General features: G+C 39.1%; 19 protein-coding genes and 4 tRNA genes. 8 read left to right on the top strand and 15 right to left on the bottom strand.

Annotated elements, in window-relative coordinates; translation table 11 throughout:
* Positions 1-253 precede the first annotated feature (253 nt).
* The 3 genes from yfiR to yfiB are packed head-to-tail and all read left to right on the top strand — an operon-like array spanning position 254 to position 2,483.
* Complete coding sequence (gene yfiR / locus AC1M9J_RS13775) at positions 254-769, top strand: regulatory sequestration protein YfiR (protein WP_481592344.1); 516 nt, start codon at positions 254-256, stop codon at positions 767-769.
* Positions 762-1,979, top strand: a complete 1,218-nt coding sequence (gene dgcN / locus AC1M9J_RS13770; protein WP_481596631.1) for a diguanylate cyclase DgcN/YfiN — start codon at positions 762-764, stop codon at positions 1,977-1,979. Before yfiR ends, dgcN begins: the two co-directional genes overlap by 8 nt.
* Positions 1,980-2,003: 24 nt before the next feature.
* Entirely contained in the window at positions 2,004-2,483 is a 480-nt protein-coding gene (gene yfiB / locus AC1M9J_RS13765) for an outer membrane lipoprotein YfiB (protein ID WP_035267906.1), read from the top strand.
* Positions 2,484-2,592: 109 nt separating this feature from the next.
* Here the strand turns inward: yfiB and AC1M9J_RS13760 are convergent.
* From AC1M9J_RS13760 to secA, 8 genes are all read right to left on the bottom strand, one after another.
* Positions 2,593-2,669: transfer RNA gene (locus tag AC1M9J_RS13760), tRNA-Pro, on the bottom strand.
* A 17-nt stretch (positions 2,670-2,686) separates the two neighbouring features.
* A tRNA-His gene (locus AC1M9J_RS13755) sits at positions 2,687-2,762 on the bottom strand.
* A gap of 37 nt (positions 2,763-2,799) precedes the next feature.
* Positions 2,800-2,876: transfer RNA gene (locus tag AC1M9J_RS13750), tRNA-Arg, on the bottom strand.
* A gap of 47 nt (positions 2,877-2,923) precedes the next feature.
* A tRNA-Pro gene (locus AC1M9J_RS13745) sits at positions 2,924-3,000 on the bottom strand.
* Positions 3,001-3,156: 156 nt separating this feature from the next.
* Positions 3,157-4,224, bottom strand: a complete 1,068-nt coding sequence (nadA, locus tag AC1M9J_RS13740; RefSeq protein ID WP_481590904.1) for a quinolinate synthase NadA — start codon at positions 4,222-4,224, stop codon at positions 3,157-3,159.
* A gap of 114 nt (positions 4,225-4,338) precedes the next feature.
* Positions 4,339-5,559, bottom strand: a complete 1,221-nt coding sequence (gene argJ / locus AC1M9J_RS13735; protein WP_481952507.1) for a bifunctional glutamate N-acetyltransferase/amino-acid acetyltransferase ArgJ — start codon at positions 5,557-5,559, stop codon at positions 4,339-4,341.
* Between the two features lie 169 nt (positions 5,560-5,728).
* The gene (locus tag AC1M9J_RS13730; protein ID WP_092768561.1) at positions 5,729-6,079 is read right to left on the bottom strand and encodes a hypothetical protein; all 351 of its coding nucleotides are present in this window, start codon (positions 6,077-6,079) and stop codon (positions 5,729-5,731) included.
* A gap of 134 nt (positions 6,080-6,213) precedes the next feature.
* Complete coding sequence (gene secA / locus AC1M9J_RS13725) at positions 6,214-8,928, bottom strand: preprotein translocase subunit SecA (RefSeq protein WP_092768537.1); 2,715 nt, start codon at positions 8,926-8,928, stop codon at positions 6,214-6,216.
* 330 nt (positions 8,929-9,258) lie between these two features.
* Here secA and AC1M9J_RS13720 point away from each other — a divergent pair, with 330 nt between their 5' ends.
* Positions 9,259-9,900, top strand: a complete 642-nt coding sequence (locus AC1M9J_RS13720; protein WP_481596629.1) for a peroxiredoxin — start codon at positions 9,259-9,261, stop codon at positions 9,898-9,900.
* Between the two features lie 143 nt (positions 9,901-10,043).
* Here AC1M9J_RS13720 and AC1M9J_RS13715 read toward each other — a convergent pair whose 3' ends face one another.
* From AC1M9J_RS13715 to trpA, 4 genes are read right to left on the bottom strand one after another with little or no spacing between them, the layout of a single operon-like run.
* Positions 10,044-11,006, bottom strand: a complete 963-nt coding sequence (locus tag AC1M9J_RS13715; RefSeq protein WP_481596628.1) for an SPOR domain-containing protein — start codon at positions 11,004-11,006, stop codon at positions 10,044-10,046.
* The gene (folC, locus tag AC1M9J_RS13710; protein WP_481592338.1) at positions 10,993-12,282 is read right to left on the bottom strand and encodes a bifunctional tetrahydrofolate synthase/dihydrofolate synthase; all 1,290 of its coding nucleotides are present in this window, start codon (positions 12,280-12,282) and stop codon (positions 10,993-10,995) included. The genes AC1M9J_RS13715 and folC overlap by 14 nt, the downstream gene beginning before the upstream one ends.
* Positions 12,279-13,175, bottom strand: coding sequence for an acetyl-CoA carboxylase, carboxyltransferase subunit beta (accD, locus tag AC1M9J_RS13705; protein WP_035267924.1), 897 nt, complete (start codon positions 13,173-13,175; stop codon positions 12,279-12,281). Before accD ends, folC begins: the two co-directional genes overlap by 4 nt.
* Positions 13,172-13,975 (bottom strand): tryptophan synthase subunit alpha, encoded by an 804-nt coding sequence (gene trpA, locus AC1M9J_RS13700; RefSeq protein WP_035267926.1) that lies wholly within the window; start codon positions 13,973-13,975, stop codon positions 13,172-13,174. The genes accD and trpA overlap by 4 nt, the downstream gene beginning before the upstream one ends.
* A 351-nt stretch (positions 13,976-14,326) precedes the next feature.
* On the opposite strand from trpA, the gene AC1M9J_RS13695 reads away from it, so the two are divergent.
* Complete coding sequence (locus tag AC1M9J_RS13695) at positions 14,327-15,664, top strand: Na+/H+ antiporter NhaC family protein (protein ID WP_481592336.1); 1,338 nt, start codon at positions 14,327-14,329, stop codon at positions 15,662-15,664.
* Positions 15,665-15,726: 62 nt separating this feature from the next.
* Here the strand turns inward: AC1M9J_RS13695 and AC1M9J_RS13690 are convergent, their stop codons facing one another.
* Positions 15,727-16,782, bottom strand: a complete 1,056-nt coding sequence (locus AC1M9J_RS13690; protein WP_481590896.1) for an AraC family transcriptional regulator — start codon at positions 16,780-16,782, stop codon at positions 15,727-15,729.
* A 141-nt stretch (positions 16,783-16,923) separates the two neighbouring features.
* Here AC1M9J_RS13690 and AC1M9J_RS13685 point away from each other — a divergent pair, with 141 nt between their 5' ends.
* Positions 16,924-17,799 (top strand): metal-dependent hydrolase, encoded by an 876-nt coding sequence (locus AC1M9J_RS13685; RefSeq protein ID WP_035267930.1) that lies wholly within the window; start codon positions 16,924-16,926, stop codon positions 17,797-17,799.
* 158 nt (positions 17,800-17,957) lie between these two features.
* Positions 17,958-18,827 carry a metal-dependent hydrolase gene (locus AC1M9J_RS13680; RefSeq protein ID WP_481952506.1) on the top strand — a complete coding sequence of 290 codons (870 nt, stop codon included), beginning with the start codon at positions 17,958-17,960 and terminating at the stop codon, positions 18,825-18,827.
* A 54-nt stretch (positions 18,828-18,881) separates the two neighbouring features.
* Here AC1M9J_RS13680 and AC1M9J_RS13675 read toward each other — a convergent pair whose 3' ends face one another.
* On the bottom strand, positions 18,882-19,877 hold the full coding sequence (locus tag AC1M9J_RS13675) for a DUF2804 domain-containing protein (protein WP_481952505.1): 996 nt from the start codon (positions 19,875-19,877) through the stop codon (positions 18,882-18,884).
* A gap of 131 nt (positions 19,878-20,008) precedes the next feature.
* Positions 20,009-21,127 (bottom strand): CaiB/BaiF CoA transferase family protein, encoded by a 1,119-nt coding sequence (locus AC1M9J_RS13670; RefSeq protein ID WP_481598018.1) that lies wholly within the window; start codon positions 21,125-21,127, stop codon positions 20,009-20,011.
* 210 nt (positions 21,128-21,337) lie between these two features.
* Between AC1M9J_RS13670 and AC1M9J_RS13665 the strand changes: the two genes are divergently transcribed.
* Positions 21,338-22,348 carry an AraC family transcriptional regulator gene (locus AC1M9J_RS13665; protein ID WP_092768523.1) on the top strand — a complete coding sequence of 337 codons (1,011 nt, stop codon included), beginning with the start codon at positions 21,338-21,340 and terminating at the stop codon, positions 22,346-22,348.
* The last annotated feature ends 21 nt before the right edge of the window (positions 22,349-22,369 follow it).

Genomic DNA, 22,369 nt, shown 5'->3' with positions numbered 1-22,369 from the left:
TAAACCCTTGTTTTTCAACAAGTTTTAATCAACATCACCGCCGATGGATGTGCATTCTACAGTATTTCATATCCAATGCAACCTCTTTTTTCAATATTTTAGTATTTTTTTAAATTATGAGTGTTGAGTGGGCATTTAATAGTCAAATTCACACCATTCACTATGATATTGATAAAAAATCGAACACTTTAACTTTATTAAAATTAGATTAGAATAGTCACTATTATTTAACTGACTAGAACTATGTTACTAAATGGCTATATTTAAAATCAAAAAAGCCGTATTGATCTCCCTACTGCTTTTGATGTGCAGCTTTAGCCATGCCAATTCCAACCAGAACATTTATCAAATGACTCTATCTATTTTGAGCTATGCCAAAATTTCATCTCCACAACCAGATTTATGTCTAATTGATAACACTGTGGCATTAGCAGAGTTTAATCAAACTATTCAAAAGCAAAATTCAAATATCAAAGCACAAAATATTCATGATTATGAATTAAACAAGACCAATTGTGATGTTATATTTTTCTCTAAATCTTCTCCAACAGTCGAACAAAAACTCATCCGAGAATCACTAAATAAGTCAATTCTCTCATTTTCAACAAATAATGAAGATTGCGAGGTTGGAAGTGTTTTCTGTCTCTATAGCAATAAAGCAGGTATTACAAAATTTAAAGTCAATTTAGACAGTCTTGCAAAAACCAAAATCCACGTTGATCCTCGTGTATTACTTCTTGCACAGAAATGGAGTAATTCAGATGATTGATAAATTTTTTGGATTAACTTCACTCCAATCACTATTTAGAAGATCACAATTTTTAATTTTTGCGATTACTTTTTTGATCTGCACTTTAATTTTTGCAACGATTTCAATTTTTACGGTGAAATCATACGCCAATCAAAACTTAACCTTAGTGAGTCGCACAATTGCGGAACGCATTCAACCTGCTCTTGTTTTCCAAGATAAATACACTTTAGACAATATTTTACACGAGTACACACAACAACATTCAATTCGCCTTATCCAAGTATTGGATAGCAGTAAAGTTAAAATAACTGAAAGCAGTAAACTGATAGATCGCCATTCAGAACTTCAAACTTGGTTTGATGGATTATTTTTTTCTAAGCCGATTCAAATTGAAGTTACTCACAATGGACAATTGGTCGGTGAGCTTCATCTATTCGGCAGTTCTCAAGATATCATTTTATTCATTATCAAGATTTGCTTAGCCTTGATTTTAGGTATGCTTTTTATGATTTTCGCCTTATGGTGGTCGGTTAATGCAACCTATCGTCATATTATGAATTCTATATCACCAATTATTCATACAGCACAATTAGTGAGTCAACAAAAAGCATATAATCTCCGCTTTCCAAAAAATGATATTCAAGAATTTCATCATCTAAACTCAGTATTTAATCAACTATTAGAAGAAATTCAATCTTGGCACAATCAGTTACAGTCTGAAAATACTCAGCTTAATTATCAAGTACAACATGATGAATTAACACAATTACCAAACCGACATTACTTTTATAAAGTTTTGTGTAGCCTTTTCGATCAGCCTGATAAACTTGAAAATACTGTTTTGATTTTTATAGATAACAATAAATTTAAGTCTATTAACGATCAATATGGTCATTTAGTAGGGGATGAAGTGTTGAAAGAAATGGCTAAACGATTAAAACAAAACACTCGTCAAAATGATTTTGTCGCAAGATTAAGCGGTGATGAATTTGCAATTATCCTAAGTCCTGTCAGTCAGGTGGATCACTTAATTTCGATCGCCGAAAATCTTATAAAATGTTCTGATGAGCCCTTAAAATATAACGGACAATCAATTCATTTTAGTTTTAGTCTTGGTATTGCTTTGGCTAAAGAAGCTCATAACCCAGAGGACTTAATTTCTCAAGCAGACCAAGCGATGTACAAAGCGAAGAATCTAAAACATCATTGGCACATATTTCAACAATAGAGTTTTTACTGAGGATTAATACCTATGCTCAATCGTAGTTTCAAACTTTTTATCATGAGCATTCTTTGTATAGGATTAAGCGCATGCTTGGGTATGGGATCTTTAAGCTATAAACAAGTAAAAATGTTAAAACAACAAGGTTTCGTACTCACAGAGGAAGGTTGGAGTTTGGGACTACCCGAACGACTTCTTTTCGATTTCGATCAGGCTGAAATCTCTAAAAAAAATCGTGAACAGATTCAACATCTCGCAGCACAACTACAAAAATACAATTTAAAGAAAGTCCGTATCGTCGGTCATACCGATCTTATTGGCAATCCAGATTATAATTTTAAACTTTCTGAAAGCCGTGCCCGAAGCGTAAGCACTATTTTTATCGAAGAGGGTTTTAACCCTGCTCATATCCAAACTATTGGTCGCGGTTCAACCCAACCTATTAATACTGCAAATACTGACGCTGCCCATGCAGAAAATAGACGCGTTGCTGTTATTATCGTGCCTTAAACATTCAACAAAAAAGATCCTGATAGGATCTTTTTTTAACAGTAAAAATCAGACATAAAAAAACCGCTTAACGCGGTATATTTTATCTGACCATTTATAATGAAATAAATGGTCGGAGCAGTAGGATTCGAACCTACGACCCCCTGGTCCCAAACCAGGTGCACTACCAGGCTGTGCTATACTCCGATTACATCGGTTTGTGTTGGGGTGAATGACGGGATTCGAACCCGCGACAACCGGAATCACAATCCGGGGCTCTACCAACTGAGCTACATCCACCATCACAAAATTTGGTTCTATAAAATCAAGCGACCAATGGCGCGCCTGACAGGATTCGAACCTGTGACCATCCGCTTAGAAGGCGGATGCTCTATCCAACTGAGCTACAGGCGCATTACCCATGATTGCGAGATCATTGGAAAACCTTTGCCTTGAAGAATTGGTCGGAGCAGTAGGATTCGAACCTACGACCCCCTGGTCCCAAACCAGGTGCACTACCAGGCTGTGCTATACTCCGATTCATCTCAGCTTTTGTACCGTTCAACTTATCGTTTGATGTATCGTTCGGTACGGTGTGCATTCTAGGCGTGACGCTGGATAACGTCAACACCTATCTTCAAAAAAAATCAAAAAAACACTTCAAATGTATATTTATCAAGCATTTTGACTAATATTAACGCTTTAATGACGCACTAAAGTTTAACATTCGATCTAATGGTAATTTAGCGCGCTCTGCTAAAGCGGGATCAACATGCACTTCCTGATCACCATGTCGTAAAACATGCAAAATGCCATCCAATTCATTCATTGCCATCCATGGACAGTGTGCACAAGAACGACAAGTCGCCCCCTCACCTGCCGTAGGAGCCTCAATCAAAGTCTTATTCGGCACCATTTGTTGCATCTTATAAAAAATACCGCGATCGGTCGCAACAATCATTGTTTCATGCGGTAGTTCTTTTGCAGCTTTAATCAATTGTGAGGTACTTCCTACTGCGTCAGCAACATCAATTACCGATTCTGGTGATTCAGGATGTACTAAAACTGCAGCATCAGGATAGATGGCTTTCATCTGAGCGATGCCACGTGCTCTAAATTCTTCATGTACGATACAAGAACCATCCCAGAGCAACATATCCGCTCCAGTTTTCTTTTGAATGTAACGTCCTAAATGCTGATCAGGTGCCCAAATAATTTTTTCACCTAAACTATCTAAATGCTCAACAATTTCGACAGCACAACTTGATGTTACCACCCAATCTGCACGTGCTTTTACCGCAGCTGAGGTATTTGCATAAACCACAACAGTATGATCAGGATGAGCATCACAGAACTTGGTAAACTCATCTACAGGACAACCTAGATCGAGTGAACAAGTTGCCTCTAAAGTAGGCATTAAAATGGTTTTGTTAGGTGATAAAATTTTAGAAGTTTCACCCATAAACTTCACACCAGCCACAACGAGTGTTGTCGCATCATGATCACGTCCAAAACGTGCCATTTCAAGTGAATCTGAAACACAACCACCAGTAAGCTCCGCAAGCTCCTGTACGACCGGATCACAATAATAATGAGCAACCAATACCGCATTACGCTTTTCCAATTCAGCCTGGATCTCAGCAAATTTTTGCTGCTTTAACTCTGGTGTTAAATCTTGATTGTTAGATTCACCAATCAGGTCTAAATGAGCTTGAACAATTGCTTTCGCATCATTTGCAATTAAATTGGTTGCATCATTCATTATTTGCATCTCTATCCATAGCGCTTATCAATATAAGCAATTACACACCGATTGGATTTGACCAATCATTAAAATTTGATAAATAAAAAGCCTCAACAGGGAGGCTTAATTTATTTAAGAACGATAATCTGCGTTGATCTTGACATAATCATATGACAAATCACAGGTGTAAACCGTATCTTTGGCAGAACCACGGCCCAAATCAACGCGGATAGTAATTTCTGATTGATTCATTACTTTAGCACCAGCCTCTTCTGTGTAATCTGCCGCTGCACCACCATCTTTACAGATCTGGACATCATCTAACCATACTTGGATTTTGTCGACATTTAAATCTGGGACACCAGCATAACCGATTGCAGCCAAGATACGCCCCCAGTTAGGGTCAGAAGCAAAGAACGCTGTTTTTACCAAAGGTGAATGTGCAATGCTGTAAGCGATGTCACAACACTCTTGCGTATTTGCACCACCTTCAACTGAAACAGTTATAAATTTGGTTGCACCTTCACCATCTCGAACGATCAACTGAGCCAAGCGCTTCATGACACGTGTAAGTACATCTAAAACAACAGAGTAACCAGCATCTTCTTTAGATGTAATTTCAGCACCACCTGCTTGACCAGTTGCTGCAAAAATACAAGAGTCGTTAGTAGATGTATCACCATCAATCGTGATGCGATTAAATGATTGTTCAACCGTGGTTTTTAATAGTTTTTGAACCAATTCACGAGCAATAGGCGCGTCTGTCGCTACGAAAGACAACATTGTTGCCATATTAGGACGGATCATTCCTGCACCTTTTGAAATCCCCGTCATTGTATAAACAACCCCGTCAATTTCAAATTGTTCAGAAGCCCCCTTAGGTAAAGTATCCGTCGTCATAATACCTGATGCTGCCTGAGGCCATACATCATCTTCAAGACTCTCAAATGCTGGTTTTAACCCAGCAATCAAACGCTCCATTGGTAATTGTTCACCAATTACGCCTGTTGAGAATGGCAAAACCTCGTTCTCATTTACACCAGCAATTTTGGCAAATTCAGCACAAGTGTCCTTTGCATTTTTCATACCTGTAGGACCAGTACCTGCATTCGCATTGCCTGTATTAATTACAAGGTAACGTGGATTTGTTTGAGACAAATGCAGTTTTGAAATATGTACTGGCGCTGCGCAAAAAGCATTTTGGGTAAATACACCTGCAACTTGAGTGCCTTGTGCAAATTCAAATACAACCAAGTCACGTCGATTTGGGTAACGTACATACGCTTCTGCTGAGCCAATTCTTACACCCTTTACCACATGCATTTGTGGCATTGATACGTCACCCACCGCCATTTTTGATTGTCCGAATTAAAAAAAATGATGGCTAAGCTTATTAGAAATTAGAAAAAAAATCGAGTGAATAAGGCATTAGGGTTGATTGAAATGAATGATTTGAAATAAATCTCGATCCCTAAAAACAATAAAGCCAGTCAAAGACTGGCTTTTGTACGAAATTCTAAAATTAATTAGATACAGTTTGTTCCAATAAGGCTTGTTTTGCTTTTTCTTGACTTGAACTTGAAAGAGCTGGATTTGATGCAACAATACGATTTGCTGTAGCTGGAGTTGCTGGTGCTATTGCAGCTGTTTGAAGAATGATTGGTCGACCAGCTGTATTACCAAGTGTGTAACGAATACCAGTGCGAGGACTTATCACCGTTGTGGAGTCATTTTTAACTTCAGTTTGTGCTTGAGTAACACCCGCAGCTGCTTGAACTTTCGCTAGAGGTACAGTTTTTGTATCAGTATTGGCAAATGCAAAAGCTGGTAAAGCAAAAACTGCAAATAGAGCCGGTTTTAGTATTTTTTTCATTGTCGCTTCCATATATTCAATCATGCAAAATTAAATAGCATTAACTGAGAAAATTGGCAATGCTTATTCACATGAACTGACCAAGCACTATAATAAAATAAAAAAAGCAGAACCTAAGTTCTGCTTCATGAAATTTAGATTTTACCGTGACACTGCTTGTATTTTAAACCAGAACCACATGGACAAGGTGCATTACGGCTTTGAGGTGGCGTAATCTCAACTTCATTCTGATCCAATTCTTGAGTATTAACTGTTTGCTCACCTGTTAAACCATCAACTTCAGCATGAGAAAGTGAAAGTTGCATCGCTTCAGCTTGAGCTTGCTGCTGTGCTTCCATTTCTGCCAGCTCTTCAGGCGTTGGTAAACGTACTAATGAAAGATCTGTCACAACATCAGACTTAATGACAGCTAACATATTTACAAACAGATTGAATGCTTCTTTCTTATATTCCTGCTCAGGATTCTTTTGCGCATAACCGCGTAAATGAATACCTTGACGTAAATAATCCATCGCTGCTAAATGATCTTTCCAGTGGCGATCTAAAGAACTTAACATAAAGTTTCGTTCTAACACTGCTGCAGATTCAGCACCCATTTGTTCACGACGCGCACGATAGCGTTGTAAAACCTCATCAGTAATACGACGTGCTAATGCTTCTTCATCTAATCGACGATCTTGATCCAACCATTGCTGCACAGGAAGATCAATATTAAAGTCTGAGCGTAATGCAGATTCAAGACCTGGGACATCCCACTGATCATGAATTGATTCAGGTGGGATATACGTTTCAATCACCCCTTTCATCACTTCTTCATGCATTGACTCGATGTATTCTTGCAAAGTACTTTCTGCCAGAATTTCATCACGCTGTGAGTAAATAATTTTACGTTGTTCGTTATTTACATCATCATACTTCAACAGGTTCTTACGAATATCGAAGTTACGCGCTTCAACTTTACGTTGGGCGTTTTCAATCGAACGAGACACCATTTTATGTTCAATGGCTTCATTTTCTTGCAGACCCATTGCACGCATCATTGCGACGACACGATCACCCGCAAAGATACGCATCAAATCATCTTCTAACGATAAGAAGAAACGCGAAACACCTGGATCACCTTGACGACCTGAACGACCACGTAATTGGTTATCAATACGACGAGATTCATGACGTTCAGAACCAATAATGTGTAAACCACCAGAATTCAGCACCAGTTGGTTATTTTGTTCCCATTCTGCTTTTAAACGTGCTTCATCTTCAGGAGTTGGATTTTCAATTTTCGCCAGTTTCGCTTTCCAGTTACCACCGAGCAAGATATCCGTACCACGCCCTGCCATGTTGGTCGCAATAGTCACGGCACGTGGAGAGCCAGCTTGTGCAATAATATCCGCTTCACGCTCATGCTGTTTGGCATTCAGTACTTCGTGTGCGATACCCGCTTCTTTCAGTTTATCCGATAAGATTTCAGAAGCTTCAATTGTTGCCGTACCAATCAAAATCGGTGCAACACCAGCTTCATGAATTTTCTTAATTTCTTCAATAATCGCATTGTATTTACCATTACGATTCAAATAAATTAAGTCATTCAGATCTTTACGAATCATTGGACGATGGGTTGGAATCAACACCACATCTAAGCCATAAATTTCTTTCATTTCAGCAGCTTCAGTATCTGCTGTACCTGTCATACCTGAAAGTTTACGGTATAAACGGAAATAGTTTTGGAATGTGGTCGTTGCAAGCGTTTGGTTTTCAGGTTGAATCTCTAAACCTTCTTTTGCTTCTACCGCTTGATGCAAACCTTCAGACCAACGACGACCAGGCATCGTACGACCTGTATTTTCATCGACAATAATCACTTCACCGTCATGGACGATATAATGCACGTTACGATGATACAAGTAATGTGCACGAATAGAAGCTGTGACATGATGAACAAGATTTAAGTTGGCTGCAGAATATAGACTTTCACCCTCTGCCAATAAACCCATCGCAATAAGTTCACTTTCAATGGCTTCAAAACCAGCTTCTGTAATTTCGACTGAACGTTGCTTTTCATCGATCCAGAAGTGCCCACCATCTGCAACTTTTTCTTCTTTTTGAGCATGTAACTTTGGCGGAATCGCATTCATTGCCGCGTAAAGTTGTGAGGAATCTTCGCTTTGACCCGAAATAATAAGTGGAGTACGTGCTTCGTCAATTAAGATTGAGTCAACCTCATCGATAATCGCATAGGCAAGACCACGTTGTTTTTTCTCGGCTAACGAGAACACCATATTGTCGCGAAGATAGTCGAAACCAAATTCGTTGTTTGTACCGTAGGTAATGTCTGCTCGATAAGCTTCTGCTTTTTCGACAGGATTCTGCATGGAGTAGATCACCCCAACAGATAATCCCAAAAATTCATAAAGTGGACGGTTTAACTCAGCATCACGTTGCGCCAGATAATCATTGACAGTAATAACGTGAACACCTTGTTCACTAATTGCATTTAAATATACAGCCAAAGTACCCATTAGGGTTTTACCTTCACCTGTACGCATTTCTGCAATTTTACCTTCATGTAGGGTAATACCACCAATCAACTGTACGTCATAATGACGCATACCCATAATACGCTTACCAGCTTCACGACATACTGCGAAAGCTTCTGGTAACAAGCGATCAAGACTTTCGCCGTTTTTATAACGTTGTTTGAATTCTTCTGTTTTTGCAGATAAGTCTGCATCACTTAACACAGATATCGTCGGCTCGAGCGCATTGATCTTCTCGACAATTTTACGCATACGCTTCAATTCGCGCTCGTTTTTAGTACCGAAGATTCCTCCGATCAGACTTGCCAACATATAGACTCTCTAAAACTTACTTATCAAAATGATTTTTCTCAAACGTTATTATGGTGCTAGAAATTTGAAGTACAAGGGTTTTAAACAAATGCAATCAAAAAATTTCTGGATTATTTTCCATGACGCATGAGCAACGGCGAGTTAATGTAGCAAATTTGATCAGAAATATATATCGTTCAAATTCAAATTTATGAACGTTTATTTGCCTTCAGACATTCAAATAAATCTGTTTTTTTCATAACTAAATAAAAAAACACTATTTTTAATTATAAAGAGTTTCCGCCATATTAATTTCAGCACATTAAGGTTTTGATAAAAATAGAGGTTTATATGGCATTACGTTTAGGTGACACCGCTCCAGACTTTGAACAGCAATCAAGTGAAGGAGTAATTAATTTTTATGATTTTCTAGGAGATCATTGGGGAGTTTTATTTTCACACCCTGCCGACTACACTCCCGTATGTACGACGGAATTAGGTTTTACAGCAAAGCTAAAAAACGAGTTTGAAAAACGTAATGTTAAAGCGATTGCTCTCTCTGTAGATGATGTTGAATCACATCATGGTTGGATTAAAGATATCAATGAAACTCAGTCTACCACGGTAAATTTCCCAATCATTGCTGATCAGGATCGTAAAGTTTCGACTTTATATGATTTCATCCATCCCAATGCCAGCGAGACCCTAACCGTCCGATCTCTTGTTATCATTGATCCAAATAAAAAAGTACGCTTGATTATTACTTATCCAGCGTCAACTGGTCGCAACTTCCATGAAATTTTACGTGTTATAGATTCATTACAGTTAACAGATAACTATAAAGTGGCAACCCCTGCAAACTGGCAGCATGGTGAAGATGTTGTGATTGTTCCCTCTATTAAAGACGAAAATGAAATTCAACAACGCTTCCCTAAAGGGTACAAGGCAGTGACACCTTATCTACGTTTAACACCTCAACCTGATCTTGATTAATTTTGACGAGCCATCAAGTTTCAGCGTTCAGCCTATCCTCAGATAGGCTTTTTTTTGATTATGGCTTATATTCTTTAACCTATTAATTTAAAAAAGGATTCAAATTATAGTTTGAATCCTTTTTTCTAAAACAAAGCAAGAAACTACTGACGCTTATCCAGTGGTACCCAATCAATCACCCATGCTGATTTCATATTTAAACTTGCATCACTGTTAATTTTCTTACGTAACGCATCTGCCGAATCACGATCTTTAGATGGACCAACCATAATTCGAATACCTTTCGACGTTGGACTCTTCGTTACCTTATATCCTTTGGCACGAAGCTTAGCCGCAAGCGCATCTGCATTCGCCTCATTCGCAGCCAATGCCACTTGAACCATCCATTGACGATCTCCATTTTCCAGCAGATCACGAGCTTTTTCTGCCTCAGCTTTTTTCTTCGCTTCTTCAGCAGCTTTGCGTTTTTTCTCTTCTGCAGCTTTTTTATCAGCTTCAGCTTTCTTCTTCGCTTCTTCTGCTTTACGTTTTTCCTCAGCAGCTTTTTGCTCTGCTGCTTTCTTTTCAGCTGCACGTTTTTCTGCTTCGGCTTTACGCTTTTGTTCTTCTGAGGATTTCGCCTGTTGTTCTTTTTGCTCAGCTAAACGCTTCTGTTCAGCTATGCGATTTTCTTCAGCCAAACGCTTTTTCTTTTCAGCTTCATCCTCAACCAATTCAGGAGGAATATTGTCTGAACTTTGCTGAGCAGCGTTTCGACGAGCATTCATTGCAGCATATTCTTCAGCAGCGCGACGTGCGGCTTCAGCTTCGGCCTCTTGTTGCATTCTTAAATATTCAGCAGCACGCGCCTCTTGCTCTGCCACAGCTTTCTCACGAGCACGTCGTTGCTCTTCAAGTAAACGCTTTTCAGTTTCCACATCAACTGTGAGAGGTTGAAGTTGTACTGCTTCAGGTTCATTCTTTTTTTGTTGAACAGCTTCAACCGGTTGTTCAACATTATTTTGGTGGATCTCTTCTTTGCCTTTTAGAAGTAATGCTGCCAATAAAACACCACCACCCAATAAAACAACACCACCCATCCAGCGTTGTTTGTTATTCATTGACATTCTCTAAATACTCCCAGACCGCTTCTAAGGTATGAAACGAACCACACACCAAAATCAGCTGATTATTTTTTGTTTCTTCAAGTGCTGATTTAAATGCGACCTGTACATTTGAATACTGTTGTACTGTCTCACCTTGAAGCGCTGACTTTAATTGTTTTAATGGTGCTGCACGAGGCACATCCATCGGCGCAATTTTCCACATAAATACCGTGTTTTTCAATAAATTAACGACTGAATCTATATCTTTATCCGCTAACATCGAAAACACAGCGATAACTTCTGTGTACTGTTTATTGTATTCTAAATAATTTCGCAATTGCTTTAACAAAAATTCTACACCATGCGGATTATGTCCCGCATCGAAAATCACTGTTTTTCCTGCGATTTCCCTTATTTCAAATCGACCTGGTAAATGTGCTTGAATAATGCCCTGCTCTAGTGCAGTTTGAGAAATTTTCAATCCACTGACCAATAATGCAGCCACGGCAGTAGAAACATTATCTAGGGCCAACTGACCACATGGTAATTTTAAGGTCAGTGCTGAACTTGAAAATGTCCAAGTTTTACCATCACCATTTGCTTGATAAAAATAATCCTGATTTAGACATGACAGCGTCGCATTACATGCAATGACTTTATCCTGAATTGATGTTGGAAGTATTTGTTGCCCACCAAAAATGACTGGAATATCTGGACGAATAATACCCGCTTTCTCAAAAGCAATTTTTTCAATGGTGTCACCCAGCCAATCTGTGTGATCCAATCCAATATTGGTAATGACCGCAACATTTGGATTAACGACATTCACAACATCCAAACGTCCCCCAAGTCCAACTTCCAATACCCAAACATCACATTTCTGTTGTTTGAAGATGACAAAAGCTGCAAGGGTTGTTGCTTCAAAAAAAGATAAACTTAAATCACATTCACGTCGTGCTTGATCAACTTGAACAAATGCTTCGATCAGAAGCTCATCTGAAACTTCCTGACCTGCGAGTTTTACACGCTCATTGAAACGATAGATATGCGGAGATTGATACAAACCGACTTGATATCCTTGAGCATTCAGAATAGAAGCTAAGGTTGTGGTTGTTGAACCCTTACCATTCGTACCAGCGACAGTAATGACTTTCGCTTGCGGGTGTGTAACGCCCAATTTTTCAGCCACAGGAATGACGCGTTCAAGCCCTAAATCAATTCCTGTAACGTGAACATGGCTCCAATAATCGAGCCATGTTTGTAAATTATCTGTACTGAGTGGAGCAGTGAGGTTCAAGGCAAATTCATCAATTTCGCTACGATACGATAAACTGTATCACGTAATGCGTGACGATGAACAATTTGATCGACTACACCATGATCAAGCAAGAATTCAGCACGTTGAAACGGCTCTTCTAACTTTTCGCGTACAGTCTGTTCAATGACACGTTTACCAGCGAAACCAATCATTGCTTTAGGCTCAGCGATATGCACATCACCCAACATGGCTAAAGATGCGGTCACACCACCATATACTGGATGAGTTAGTACAACAATGTACGGAATACGAGCATCTTTCATTTTTTGAATCGCAGCTGATGTACGTGCCATTTGCATTAAAGAAAGCATTCCTTCTTGCATACGAGCACCACCAGAGGCAGCAAAACAAATCATTGGCTGTTTGGTTTCAATCGCACGCTCTGCTGCTTGTACAAATCGATCACCAACTACCGTACCCATTGAACCGCCCATGAAATCAAATTCAAATGCACAAGCGATTAATGATAAACCTTTGATTTGCCCTTCCATCACCACGAGTGCTTCAGTTTCGCCAGTTTTCTCTTGTGCTTCTTTCATACGCACAGGATAAGCTTTGCTATCGACAAACTTGAGTGGGTCTTTTGCAACAAACTCTTGACCTAATTCTTTTGCGGTTTGATCAAAGAACCAATTTAAGCGGTCACGTGCTTTCATTTTTAAATGCTCATCACATTGAGGACAAACATAAGCATTGAAAGACATCGCCGTACGAGTCACCAGAGCATGACATTCTGGACATTCAATCGTAGGCTCAGTAAACGTCGCTTTTAACGATTGCTGTTGATCAGGGATTTGAATACCTGGTACTGAACGATCTGTCCAAGGTGTTGCAGGTGCTAAAGTTTTCCCTGATTTAACTTCTTGATTCATACTAACTCATCGAGCGCTGCTCGAAGCTCCTTGACTTTATTGACCGCCTGTTCAACTGCTTGATCAGGAGTTGTCTGTGCAAATGGTTTAACAAAAGCACTACCAACAATGACCGCATCCGCTGCGCTTCCGATTGCTTTTGCAGAGGCTGCATCACTAATACCAAAACCTACACCAACAGGTACATCCGTCATCGACTTGATTTTTTCGATGCGTTGAGCAGCTTCATTCACATCTAAAGTCGCTGCACCTGTTACACCCTTCAAAGACACGTAATAAATAAAACCACTCGCTTGATTAGCGACATGTTGAATACGTTGATCTGTAGATGTTGGCGCCAACAAGAAGATCTGATCCATATCAAACTTTTTCAAGACAACATCGAGCGCTTGTGCTTCTTCAGGTGGTAAGTCCACCAACAGAATACCGTCCACACCACAGTCATGAGCAGTTGATACAAATTTTTCATATCCAATGACTTCTACAGGATTCAAATAACCCATCAACACCACTGGTGTATCTGTGTCTTTTTCACGGAATTGCTTGACCATTTCCAATGCATCCAATGTATTTGTACCGGCTGCCAATGCACGCTCAGCCGCAAGTGCAATCACTGGACCATCGGCCATTGGATCTGAAAATGGTAAGCCAAGTTCAATTACATCCACACCTGCTTCCACCATTTGATGTAACAAAGGAACCGTTACGTGTGGATGAGGGTCACCTGCCATGACATAAGAAACTAGAGCCTTACGCTGTTGAGATTTAAGCTGTGCAAATCGTGTGGCTAAACGTGACATAGGGATGTACTTTCCTTGAATTGTATAGAATTGAGGAGTTGGTTTTGTAAAATACAAGACGGCCCATTGTAACGCTATTTTTTACTCATTGAACAGAGTGTGATGAAAAGCACCAAACACTCTTTTCAGTTAAGTATTCCAAGTGCATATTTATCAATGTTTTGATTTTTTTAACAATGATCAAAAAGCTCGATTTTTTCTGTTTTTTCTAAATCATGAATATTTATATGAACTTATGTTTATTGATTAAAAATGTTTAAAAACAAATAGCTTAGCACTTACATTTTAACTTTTCTGAATTAGCCAAAGCTGTTCTATACTATACATGCTTACTCTTTTATTTCTTATGTTATGACCACAATCTCCCCAGGCAAAGCTTCTTCGCGAGCGCTTGCCCTTCTACCGCTTATTGTGTTTTTAGCCATTTTTTTGGGCAGCGGTATTTATCACACTCTGATTGGCACTGAGTTTGCCTTCTACCAAATTAAAGCACCCATTGCTGCTATCCCTGCCCTCATTCTTGCGGTATTACTTTATCGTGGCAAATTAAATACAGGTATAGATGAGTTTCTCCGTGGGGCAAGCCATCCTAATCTTATTTTAATGTTTATGGTCTTTATGCTGGCAGGTGCTTTTGCCAGTATTAGTAGTGCCATTGGTAGTGTTGATGCAACAGTACAATTAGGTTTATCTCTCATTCCTTCGGCTTTTGTCCTGCCAATGCTCTTTGTTATTTCAGCGTTTATTGCTACTGCGATGGGCACCTCGATGGGTACTATCGCTGCTTGTGCGCCGATCGCATTTGGCTTCACTCAAGTCACCGATATAAATCCTGTTGTTGCGATTGGTGCTGTGGTTGGAGGAGCCATGTTTGGTGATAACTTGTCAATGATTTCAGATACCACTATCGCCGCAACTCGTAGTCAACGTGTAGAACTAAAAGATAAATTTAAAGTCAATGTATGGATTGCAGTACCAGCAGCACTTTTCACGATTTTGATTTATTTTGTGATGAGTCGTGATACGCAACAAGTTTCTTTCAATGACTATAATTTTTGGCTGATTTTGCCTTATTTAGCTGTATTTGCTTTGGCTTTTACCCGATTACATGTGTTGGCTGTACTTATGCTGGGCATTGTTATGTCTGGACTCGTCGGTCTGATTCAAGCCCCCGACTTTAACCTACTTAAATTAAATATTGCGATTTACGATGGCTTTTTGGGCATGTTTGAAGTCGCATTGCTTTCAATGTTACTCGGTGGTATTTCTGCCCTTATGCGAAAAGAAGGTGGCTTAGAGTGGCTAATACAACGCATTTATCAACTTACGCGTTTATTCAAAGTGGGAACGCAAAGAGCTGGTGAAATCGGAATCTGCCTTCTGGTAATCTTGTCTAATTTCTTTGTGGCAAATAATACGGTTGCCATTATTCTATCTGGCGATATGGCACGTGAAGTTGCTAAAGAATATGGTGTTGACCCAAAACGCTCGGCTGCTTTGTTGGATATTTTTTCTTGTGTTGTTCAAGGCTTAATTCCGTTTGGCGCACAATTATTATTGGCATGTTCAATTGCAAAATTATCGCCAATGGAAATGATCCAAAACGTTTATTACTGCTGGATCTTAGCGGTGATTGCTATACTCTCCATTGCTTTTAGATATCCCAAAATACAGATGAATCAATTTTAGACTGGCATAAAAGTGAAGTCTTTAAAGGTAAGCTACATGCTTACCTTTTTTATTTCCATAATCTAACTTAGATTATGGTGGTGAGTTGGTCGTTGTTTAAGTTGTTTTTTAAACTGCAACAGCGTTATTCCATTATACATTTTAAATGCTCTAGCAAGCGCAGACTGATCTGAGTAACCGAGTTGCACTGCGATATCCGTTAACTCTAGCCCCTGATTTAATAGGCGCTCACATTGTGACATCCGCTCTTGCTCAAGTATGCGTTTAAATGATGTTCCGCGATCTTTTAATTGTCGTTGCAAAGTCCTCACCGACAAACATAATTCTGTCGCAATATCTTCAATCTTTGGCGCTTCGTGACGAATACGCAAATACTCAGCAATAATTAAGTGGAGTTGCCGATCAAGACTCGATTGCACGGGTTTTGATGCAATCGCCTCTTCCGCTTGTTGAACCAACAATTGCATAAGTGAAGGATCTGCTTGTTGGGGTTTTAGCTGCAACCCCTGAGTGCGAATTTGAAACTGATATTCAACTTGGCTGAACTCTACCTGACAACCATAGAACTTTTGATATTCATACAATGGTGCGATAGCTTCATGCGCCATGATCACTTTATACAGTGGAAAGGTATCATGCACTAATATTTGCTTTGCCAATGAAACCATCATGGCATTCGTCAGCTCATTGATAAAATTATAGTCATCACAAATAAACGGCCAGCTTAAAATCAGTATTTCACCGTTCTGGTGAATCTGCATGGGTGTAATCTCTTCACCATCAATCACCAAGCGGCTAAATCTTAAAATATAGTTCAGTGCTTCCGCCACCGTCTCACTTCGTGTCGCCATATATCCAAGCACACCAAAATGCTCAGGTTTCACATATTGAGCCATTTCAAAAATATAATTGGCGCGATTCAAATAAACCTGCGTGAGAGAGTTAAGTTTTAAGAAAAAAGAATATGATGATTGCATGGCAATCGGTGCTGCCAAAATTTTATTCAGCGTATCAACATCCTGATTTAACGCAGTCTTTATCTCTTTATCGAGCTGTTTCACTTGAATAAATGTTTGCCATAAATGGAAATATCCATTGGGTATTTGAATATCTTTCACGATGCACTATTCCTTTAGGCAAAATTGACTTTATTCATTTTCATTTGTCGTAAAATGTATAAAAAATGGCAAGTACTGTCAAAACAATCAGACCAATGCCATACATACTTAAACGATCTAAAGCGGATGAATGAAAATAAGATGAACGCATTGGTAAAATATCAGGTTGATCCTGTCGTACGCACGAATCTCAATTTCAAGCTCTCAGAAATTCCTCGTTTTTGGTTTGGTGGAGATCCATTCAAAACCCGTATGTTTGATGCATTGAGTCTAACTTTCCCAGACGGAGAGCGCTACTTCATTGAATCAGTTCGATTATTTAGAGATAAAATCAAAGACCCTGAATTACAAAAACGCGTCGCAGATTTTATTCGACAAGAAGCACAGCATGGAATTGCGCATGACAAGATGAATCAGGTCATGAAAGATCAAGGTATGCCTGTCGATCAATTTATTAAGGTTCTTAACAAAATTTTTAAATTCGAACTGACACGTCGTTCACCTCAATATAATATTGCCATGACTGCTGCAGCCGAACACTTAACTGCATTAATGGCTGATACTTTTTATAGTCAAAAAGCAACCCTTGAAGATGCTCACCCCTATGTGCGCGCGCTTTTAGCATGGCATGCTATCGAAGAGATGGAGCATCGTGATGTGGCTTTTGATGTCATGAAACAAGTCGGTGATGTTCCAGAACTTACTCGACAATTTGCTTTGGCATTTACAACTTTCATGATGCTTGGATTTACAACTTATCGTGCCAATATCATGTTGAAGTATGACGGATTTAGTCGTTTAGACCGTTTCAAAATGACCGTCAAAGGACTTCCATGGTTTATCGGTCGAAATGGCATGTTAACGAGAATGAAAGGTCCATACCTAGATTGGTTTAAAAAAGACTTCCATCCAAGCCAACATCCTGTGATTGCCCAATATGATGTATGGGTAAAAACATTAGCCGAGACCAATGATCCAATTCAAGCTGGTGAAGCATTCTGGCAAGCAGCTCGATAGTATTTCTATTACTGGCTAAATCATTTTTATTCGGATGATTTAGCCAACATTACTTACAGTTTTAATCTCCTTCTCTCTTCTTTTGTCCTGTAGAGATAATGACCTTAATGTGATTTTTTTTACATACTTGTTCTTTCTGCATAAGTGATAAAAATAAAATGAATGCAATTACCACATACCATCCAGTGATTCGTAAGCACCTTGATTTCCGACTCAACGAAGTACCACGATTTTGGTTTAACAACGATCCTTTTAAAACACGTGTATTTGATGCTTTGAGTTTGACATTTCCAGATGGAGAACGATATTTCATACAGTGTGTCCGACTATTTCAACCGCATATTAAAGATCCTGTCTTAGCCAAACGTGTGAAAGACTTTATTCAACAAGAAGCGCAACACGGTATTGCCCATGACAAAATGAATAAAATTTTAATTGAGCAAGGTATGCCGATTGAAAAATATATTCATCAAGTCAATCAACGTTTCAAACATGCGTTAAAAAGGTATCCTGATCGTTTTAATATTGCGATCACCGCTTCATGCGAACACTTAACCGCTTTAATGGCAACGACATTTTTCAGTCATAAAAGTACGATGGCCCATGCACATCCTTTTGTCCGGGGTTTATTTGCATGGCATAGTATTGAAGAAATGGAACATCGCGATGTTGCTTATGATGTTATGATCGAGGTAGCGCAGACTTCAAACCTTACACGTTATACCGCCTTGGTTTTAGTTACGCTTATGATGTTTGGATTTACCATGCAAAGAACACATGGACTTCTCAAACAAGATGGTTTTACTCGAATTGAAAGGTTAAAAATGTTTGCTCAAGGCTTGAAATGGTTGCTTGGAAAAGATGGCATTTTAACGGCAAAAAAACGAGAATATTTAGACTGGTTTAAAGCTGATTTTCACCCAAATCAACACCCTATTATTCATCAATACCAAGTTTGGGTTGATACGCTCGCTGAAACTCAAGATCCATTTCAAGCAGGTGAAGCTTTTTGGGAAGCTGCGATATAAAAAAGAATGTAAAAAAAGTCCGATCAATCGGACTTTTTTGTTGTTATGACGCCGTTACCATTTAGCGTAATGTTGCTCTAATAGTCCATACTCTTGATTAAGCTCAATATGCTGACCATCATCTGAAATAATAAAACCCGTAATTTTAGATTGCCACTGACTGAACTGGCTGCCTACCATTCTAAGATTAAGATTTTCATAACGGCGCCAGCCTGTTTCAATGGTCAATTGTAATTTGTCATCCATAGATCGTATGGTCCACATCTGATCATTTTGCATTTCAAAAAGAACATCCGTCAACGCATAAAGGCGTCCATTAATCCACAAACAGTTTTCATTGCCAAAGCTTTCATTCACGCCAGAGGCAAGATTCAAACCCACACGGTTTCCTTGCGCATCCCAAAAATTAGAAGATAGCCAAAACCAAGCCGTTTCAGGTCTTAGAAAACCGCAAGTATCATCAAGCGAAGCAAAAGTTCGTGAGTTAAATTCAATTTTTTCTTTTTGTTTATTAATGAAATACCCTTCAACGGCCAATGTAGTTAGTTTCTGAGTATAGGTCCAACCATTTATACCAGTAGGACTGCACATCGACAAAGGATCTGTTCCAGCACAAAAGATTCGTGCAGACAGTTTTTCTTCACCATGTTTGATCACTTTGATATAACGAACACCATTGGCATGTTGGATATCGAGTTGGATTTTTCCATGTTGAAAATGGCTATGATTAAATAGTGGCTGTTCATCTAGAACCGTACTGTGTGCCAATACATTAATCGCATTCCACTCGACGACTTGTCCGGTGTTATGGTCATAAATATAGATGAAACCATGTCCCGCCCAAGCGATATCGACGATAGCCATCCCAATGCTGTAATGCTCATGTTGGATACTACAAAACTTAAATTTCTTATATTTAAGTTTTTTTCTCCATCCTTTGAGCACTTTGCCATATGGCGTTTTATAAATATATTTTGAGATAGAAATTGCACTTGGCAATTCTGTAAAACGCCCATAGCGCGGTTGACCATTTACTTGAATTAAATCCATTGGGACTCAGCCTAATTTCATTCCATGACAATTATAGACTTTAGTCTAAAGTATTTCATTTACTGTATGAAAACATAGATTAAAGAACCGATACAGATCGGTTCTTTTTTTTCATATATTCAATACTTTGACTACCAGTTCCCTTCACCCAGGGTTTGGCCGATATAATGATACTGTGCCTTGGATCTTGAAAATTTAATTGGGCAAGCCAACTGTTTTTCTACCTCATTTGCATCTTTCCTTAGAGGTACATCTACTGTCCAAGCACGTTGTTGAGCCAAATCTGACGTCAGAGCTTCGTCTAGATTTAACACAGGTTCTACACATACGTCTAATTCAGAAAATGTTTTACGCCATACATCAAAACTTTTTTCCTTGATTTTATCAGCGATGGCAGTCTTGACTGCTTTTCGATCTTCAACATCAAATGAAGTTCCTTTTTCCAATAAGATAGGCAGTTCTAATACAGTTGCCAGACCTGTCATAAATTGAGGTTCTAAACTTCCAATTGAGATATAGCGCCCGTCTTGCGTTTGATAATAGTCATAAAATGTTCCCCCGTTCAGATGTTCATTTTCAGGGTACTGATTCTGCCCACCTGCAAGTACAGCTGCCGCGGCCATATTGTTTAAAGTCACCGCACAATCCGTCATAGAGATATCAATATATTGACCTAAACCACTTCGTTGCCTTTCGATCACGGCTGTTAAAATGCCGATCACTGCGTGTAAAGAACCGCCTGCGACATCTGCAATTTGAATCCCCATTGGTGGTGGTCCATTTTCCTGTCGACCTGAATGTCCAGCAATCCCTGAAAGTGAAACATAATTAATGTCATGTCCCGCTTTATCTTTATAAGAACCTGTTTGCCCATATCCTGTTATTGAACAATAAATCAGACGTGGGTTTATTTCAGATAAAGTTTGATAGTCGAGTCCTAAACGTCGCATCACTTCAGGACGGAACTGCTCAATGACGATATCGTATTCTGAAATTTTTGATTTAATGAGTTCAATACTCTGACTATCTTTTAAATCTAGGGCAATCGACTGCTTGTTACGATTCAAATAACTGTGCGCCGTGGCTTGACCATTTGCATAAGGTGGCAACATTCTGACAAGGTCTGGTCGATTTGGTGACTCTATATGGACCACCTCTGCCCCTAGATCTGCTAAGTACAAGGTCGCAAAGGGTCCGGGTAATAATGTGGAAAAATCTAAAACTTTCAATCCCTTTAATGCAGCTGTCATTGTTATTTTCACCAAGAATATGTTGATTTTTCACCCATAATAGAAATATAAAACAAGATTAACAATGTCATGTTCAGCCATTTACCTTGATCATTTCGGCAATTTATGATGTAAAAGAGCAATTACTCTAGTGATAATTGCCAATTAAATTATTTTTTGTGTCATTTAGGTCAAGTAGCAGTGAACATCAAAGAGACTGAAGGATTTAACATGAGTCGCGATACGATAAGTATCCATTTTGTGAATGCAGCCCTGACTGGGGTAAAACGTCTAGGGATGGATGTTGACACTTTACTTTCACATGTCGGCATTGAAGCTGAACTACTCCGCCAACCTAAAGCACGTATTTCTCCTGAGCAGTACACACGCTTTGTTAAAATGCTGTGGATGGTCACCCAAGATGAACACGTTGGTTTTGATATCCAGCCACGTCGCTTAGGGACCTTTGCGATCATGTGTCAATTGATCATACATGCCAAAACTTTAGGTGATGCGCTTGAGTTATCATCACAGTTCTACAAGTTATTTGGTGATGAGTGGTCTGTGACTTTAGAGCGCGATAAGCATGAAGCACGCTTAGTTCCACTCATTCCAAAAACAATGGATCCTGACCATTTCATTACTGAAAGTATGCTCATGATCTGGCATGGTTTGGCATCGTGGCTCATTGAGCGTCGTATCCCGTTAGAGCGTGTACATTTTTCATATCCACGCCCACAACATGCAGATGAATATGATGCGTTATTTTTTGCGCCAGTAATCCAATTTGATTCAGCTCGTACTGAAATCACATTTGCTGCAGACTACTTAGATCTTCCAATTCGCCAAGATGAAAACACCTTGGAAGAGTTTCTAAAAGGTGCTCCAGCGAAACTGTTGGTGAAATTCAAAAATACCAATTCGCTCACATCACGTATTCGTGAAGTATTGAAGAGCCAAATTGGTGAAGAAATGCCAACATTAAATGATGTTGCAGCCATGCTTTATTTATCACCACAGACGCTTCGCCGTCGCTTAGCTGCTGAAGGTAAGAGCTATCAAGGTGTAAAAGATGCCTTACGTCGAGACGCTGCAATTCACTTACTGTTAAACCCATCTTTAACTTTAGAAGATGTGGCACAACAAGTCGGCTTTAGTGAAACCAGTACTTTCCACCGAGCATTTAAAAAGTGGACAGGGGTAACACCAGGACTGTATCGTCAATTACATGGTTATCATTAATTTATTCAAACATAAAAAAGT

Source organism: Acinetobacter sp. ANC_7588 (assembly GCF_056783995.1).
This window is presented reverse-complemented; position numbering and strand designations above follow the sequence as displayed.

Bases quoted from the DNA above. Each gene is read 5' to 3' on its own strand.
- yfiR (WP_481592344.1), top strand. From the start codon at position 254: ATGGCTATATTTAAAATCAAAAAAGCCGTATTGATCTCCCTACTGCTT.
- dgcN (WP_481596631.1), top strand. From the start codon at position 762: ATGATTGATAAATTTTTTGGATTAACTTCACTCCAATCACTATTTAGA.
- yfiB (WP_035267906.1), top strand. From the start codon at position 2,004: ATGCTCAATCGTAGTTTCAAACTTTTTATCATGAGCATTCTTTGTATA.
- nadA (WP_481590904.1), bottom strand. From the start codon at position 4,224: ATGAATGATGCAACCAATTTAATTGCAAATGATGCGAAAGCAATTGTT.
- argJ (WP_481952507.1), bottom strand. From the start codon at position 5,559: ATGGCGGTGGGTGACGTATCAATGCCACAAATGCATGTGGTAAAGGGT.
- AC1M9J_RS13730 (WP_092768561.1), bottom strand. From the start codon at position 6,079: ATGAAAAAAATACTAAAACCGGCTCTATTTGCAGTTTTTGCTTTACCA.
- secA (WP_092768537.1), bottom strand. From the start codon at position 8,928: ATGTTGGCAAGTCTGATCGGAGGAATCTTCGGTACTAAAAACGAGCGC.
- AC1M9J_RS13720 (WP_481596629.1), top strand. From the start codon at position 9,259: ATGGCATTACGTTTAGGTGACACCGCTCCAGACTTTGAACAGCAATCA.
- AC1M9J_RS13715 (WP_481596628.1), bottom strand. From the start codon at position 11,006: ATGTCAATGAATAACAAACAACGCTGGATGGGTGGTGTTGTTTTATTG.
- accD (WP_035267924.1), bottom strand. From the start codon at position 13,175: ATGAATCAAGAAGTTAAATCAGGGAAAACTTTAGCACCTGCAACACCT.
- trpA (WP_035267926.1), bottom strand. From the start codon at position 13,975: ATGTCACGTTTAGCCACACGATTTGCACAGCTTAAATCTCAACAGCGT.
- AC1M9J_RS13695 (WP_481592336.1), top strand. From the start codon at position 14,327: ATGACCACAATCTCCCCAGGCAAAGCTTCTTCGCGAGCGCTTGCCCTT.
- AC1M9J_RS13685 (WP_035267930.1), top strand. From the start codon at position 16,924: ATGAACGCATTGGTAAAATATCAGGTTGATCCTGTCGTACGCACGAAT.
- AC1M9J_RS13680 (WP_481952506.1), top strand. From the start codon at position 17,958: ATGAATGCAATTACCACATACCATCCAGTGATTCGTAAGCACCTTGAT.
- AC1M9J_RS13675 (WP_481952505.1), bottom strand. From the start codon at position 19,877: ATGGATTTAATTCAAGTAAATGGTCAACCGCGCTATGGGCGTTTTACA.
- AC1M9J_RS13670 (WP_481598018.1), bottom strand. From the start codon at position 21,127: ATGACAGCTGCATTAAAGGGATTGAAAGTTTTAGATTTTTCCACATTA.
- AC1M9J_RS13665 (WP_092768523.1), top strand. From the start codon at position 21,338: ATGAGTCGCGATACGATAAGTATCCATTTTGTGAATGCAGCCCTGACT.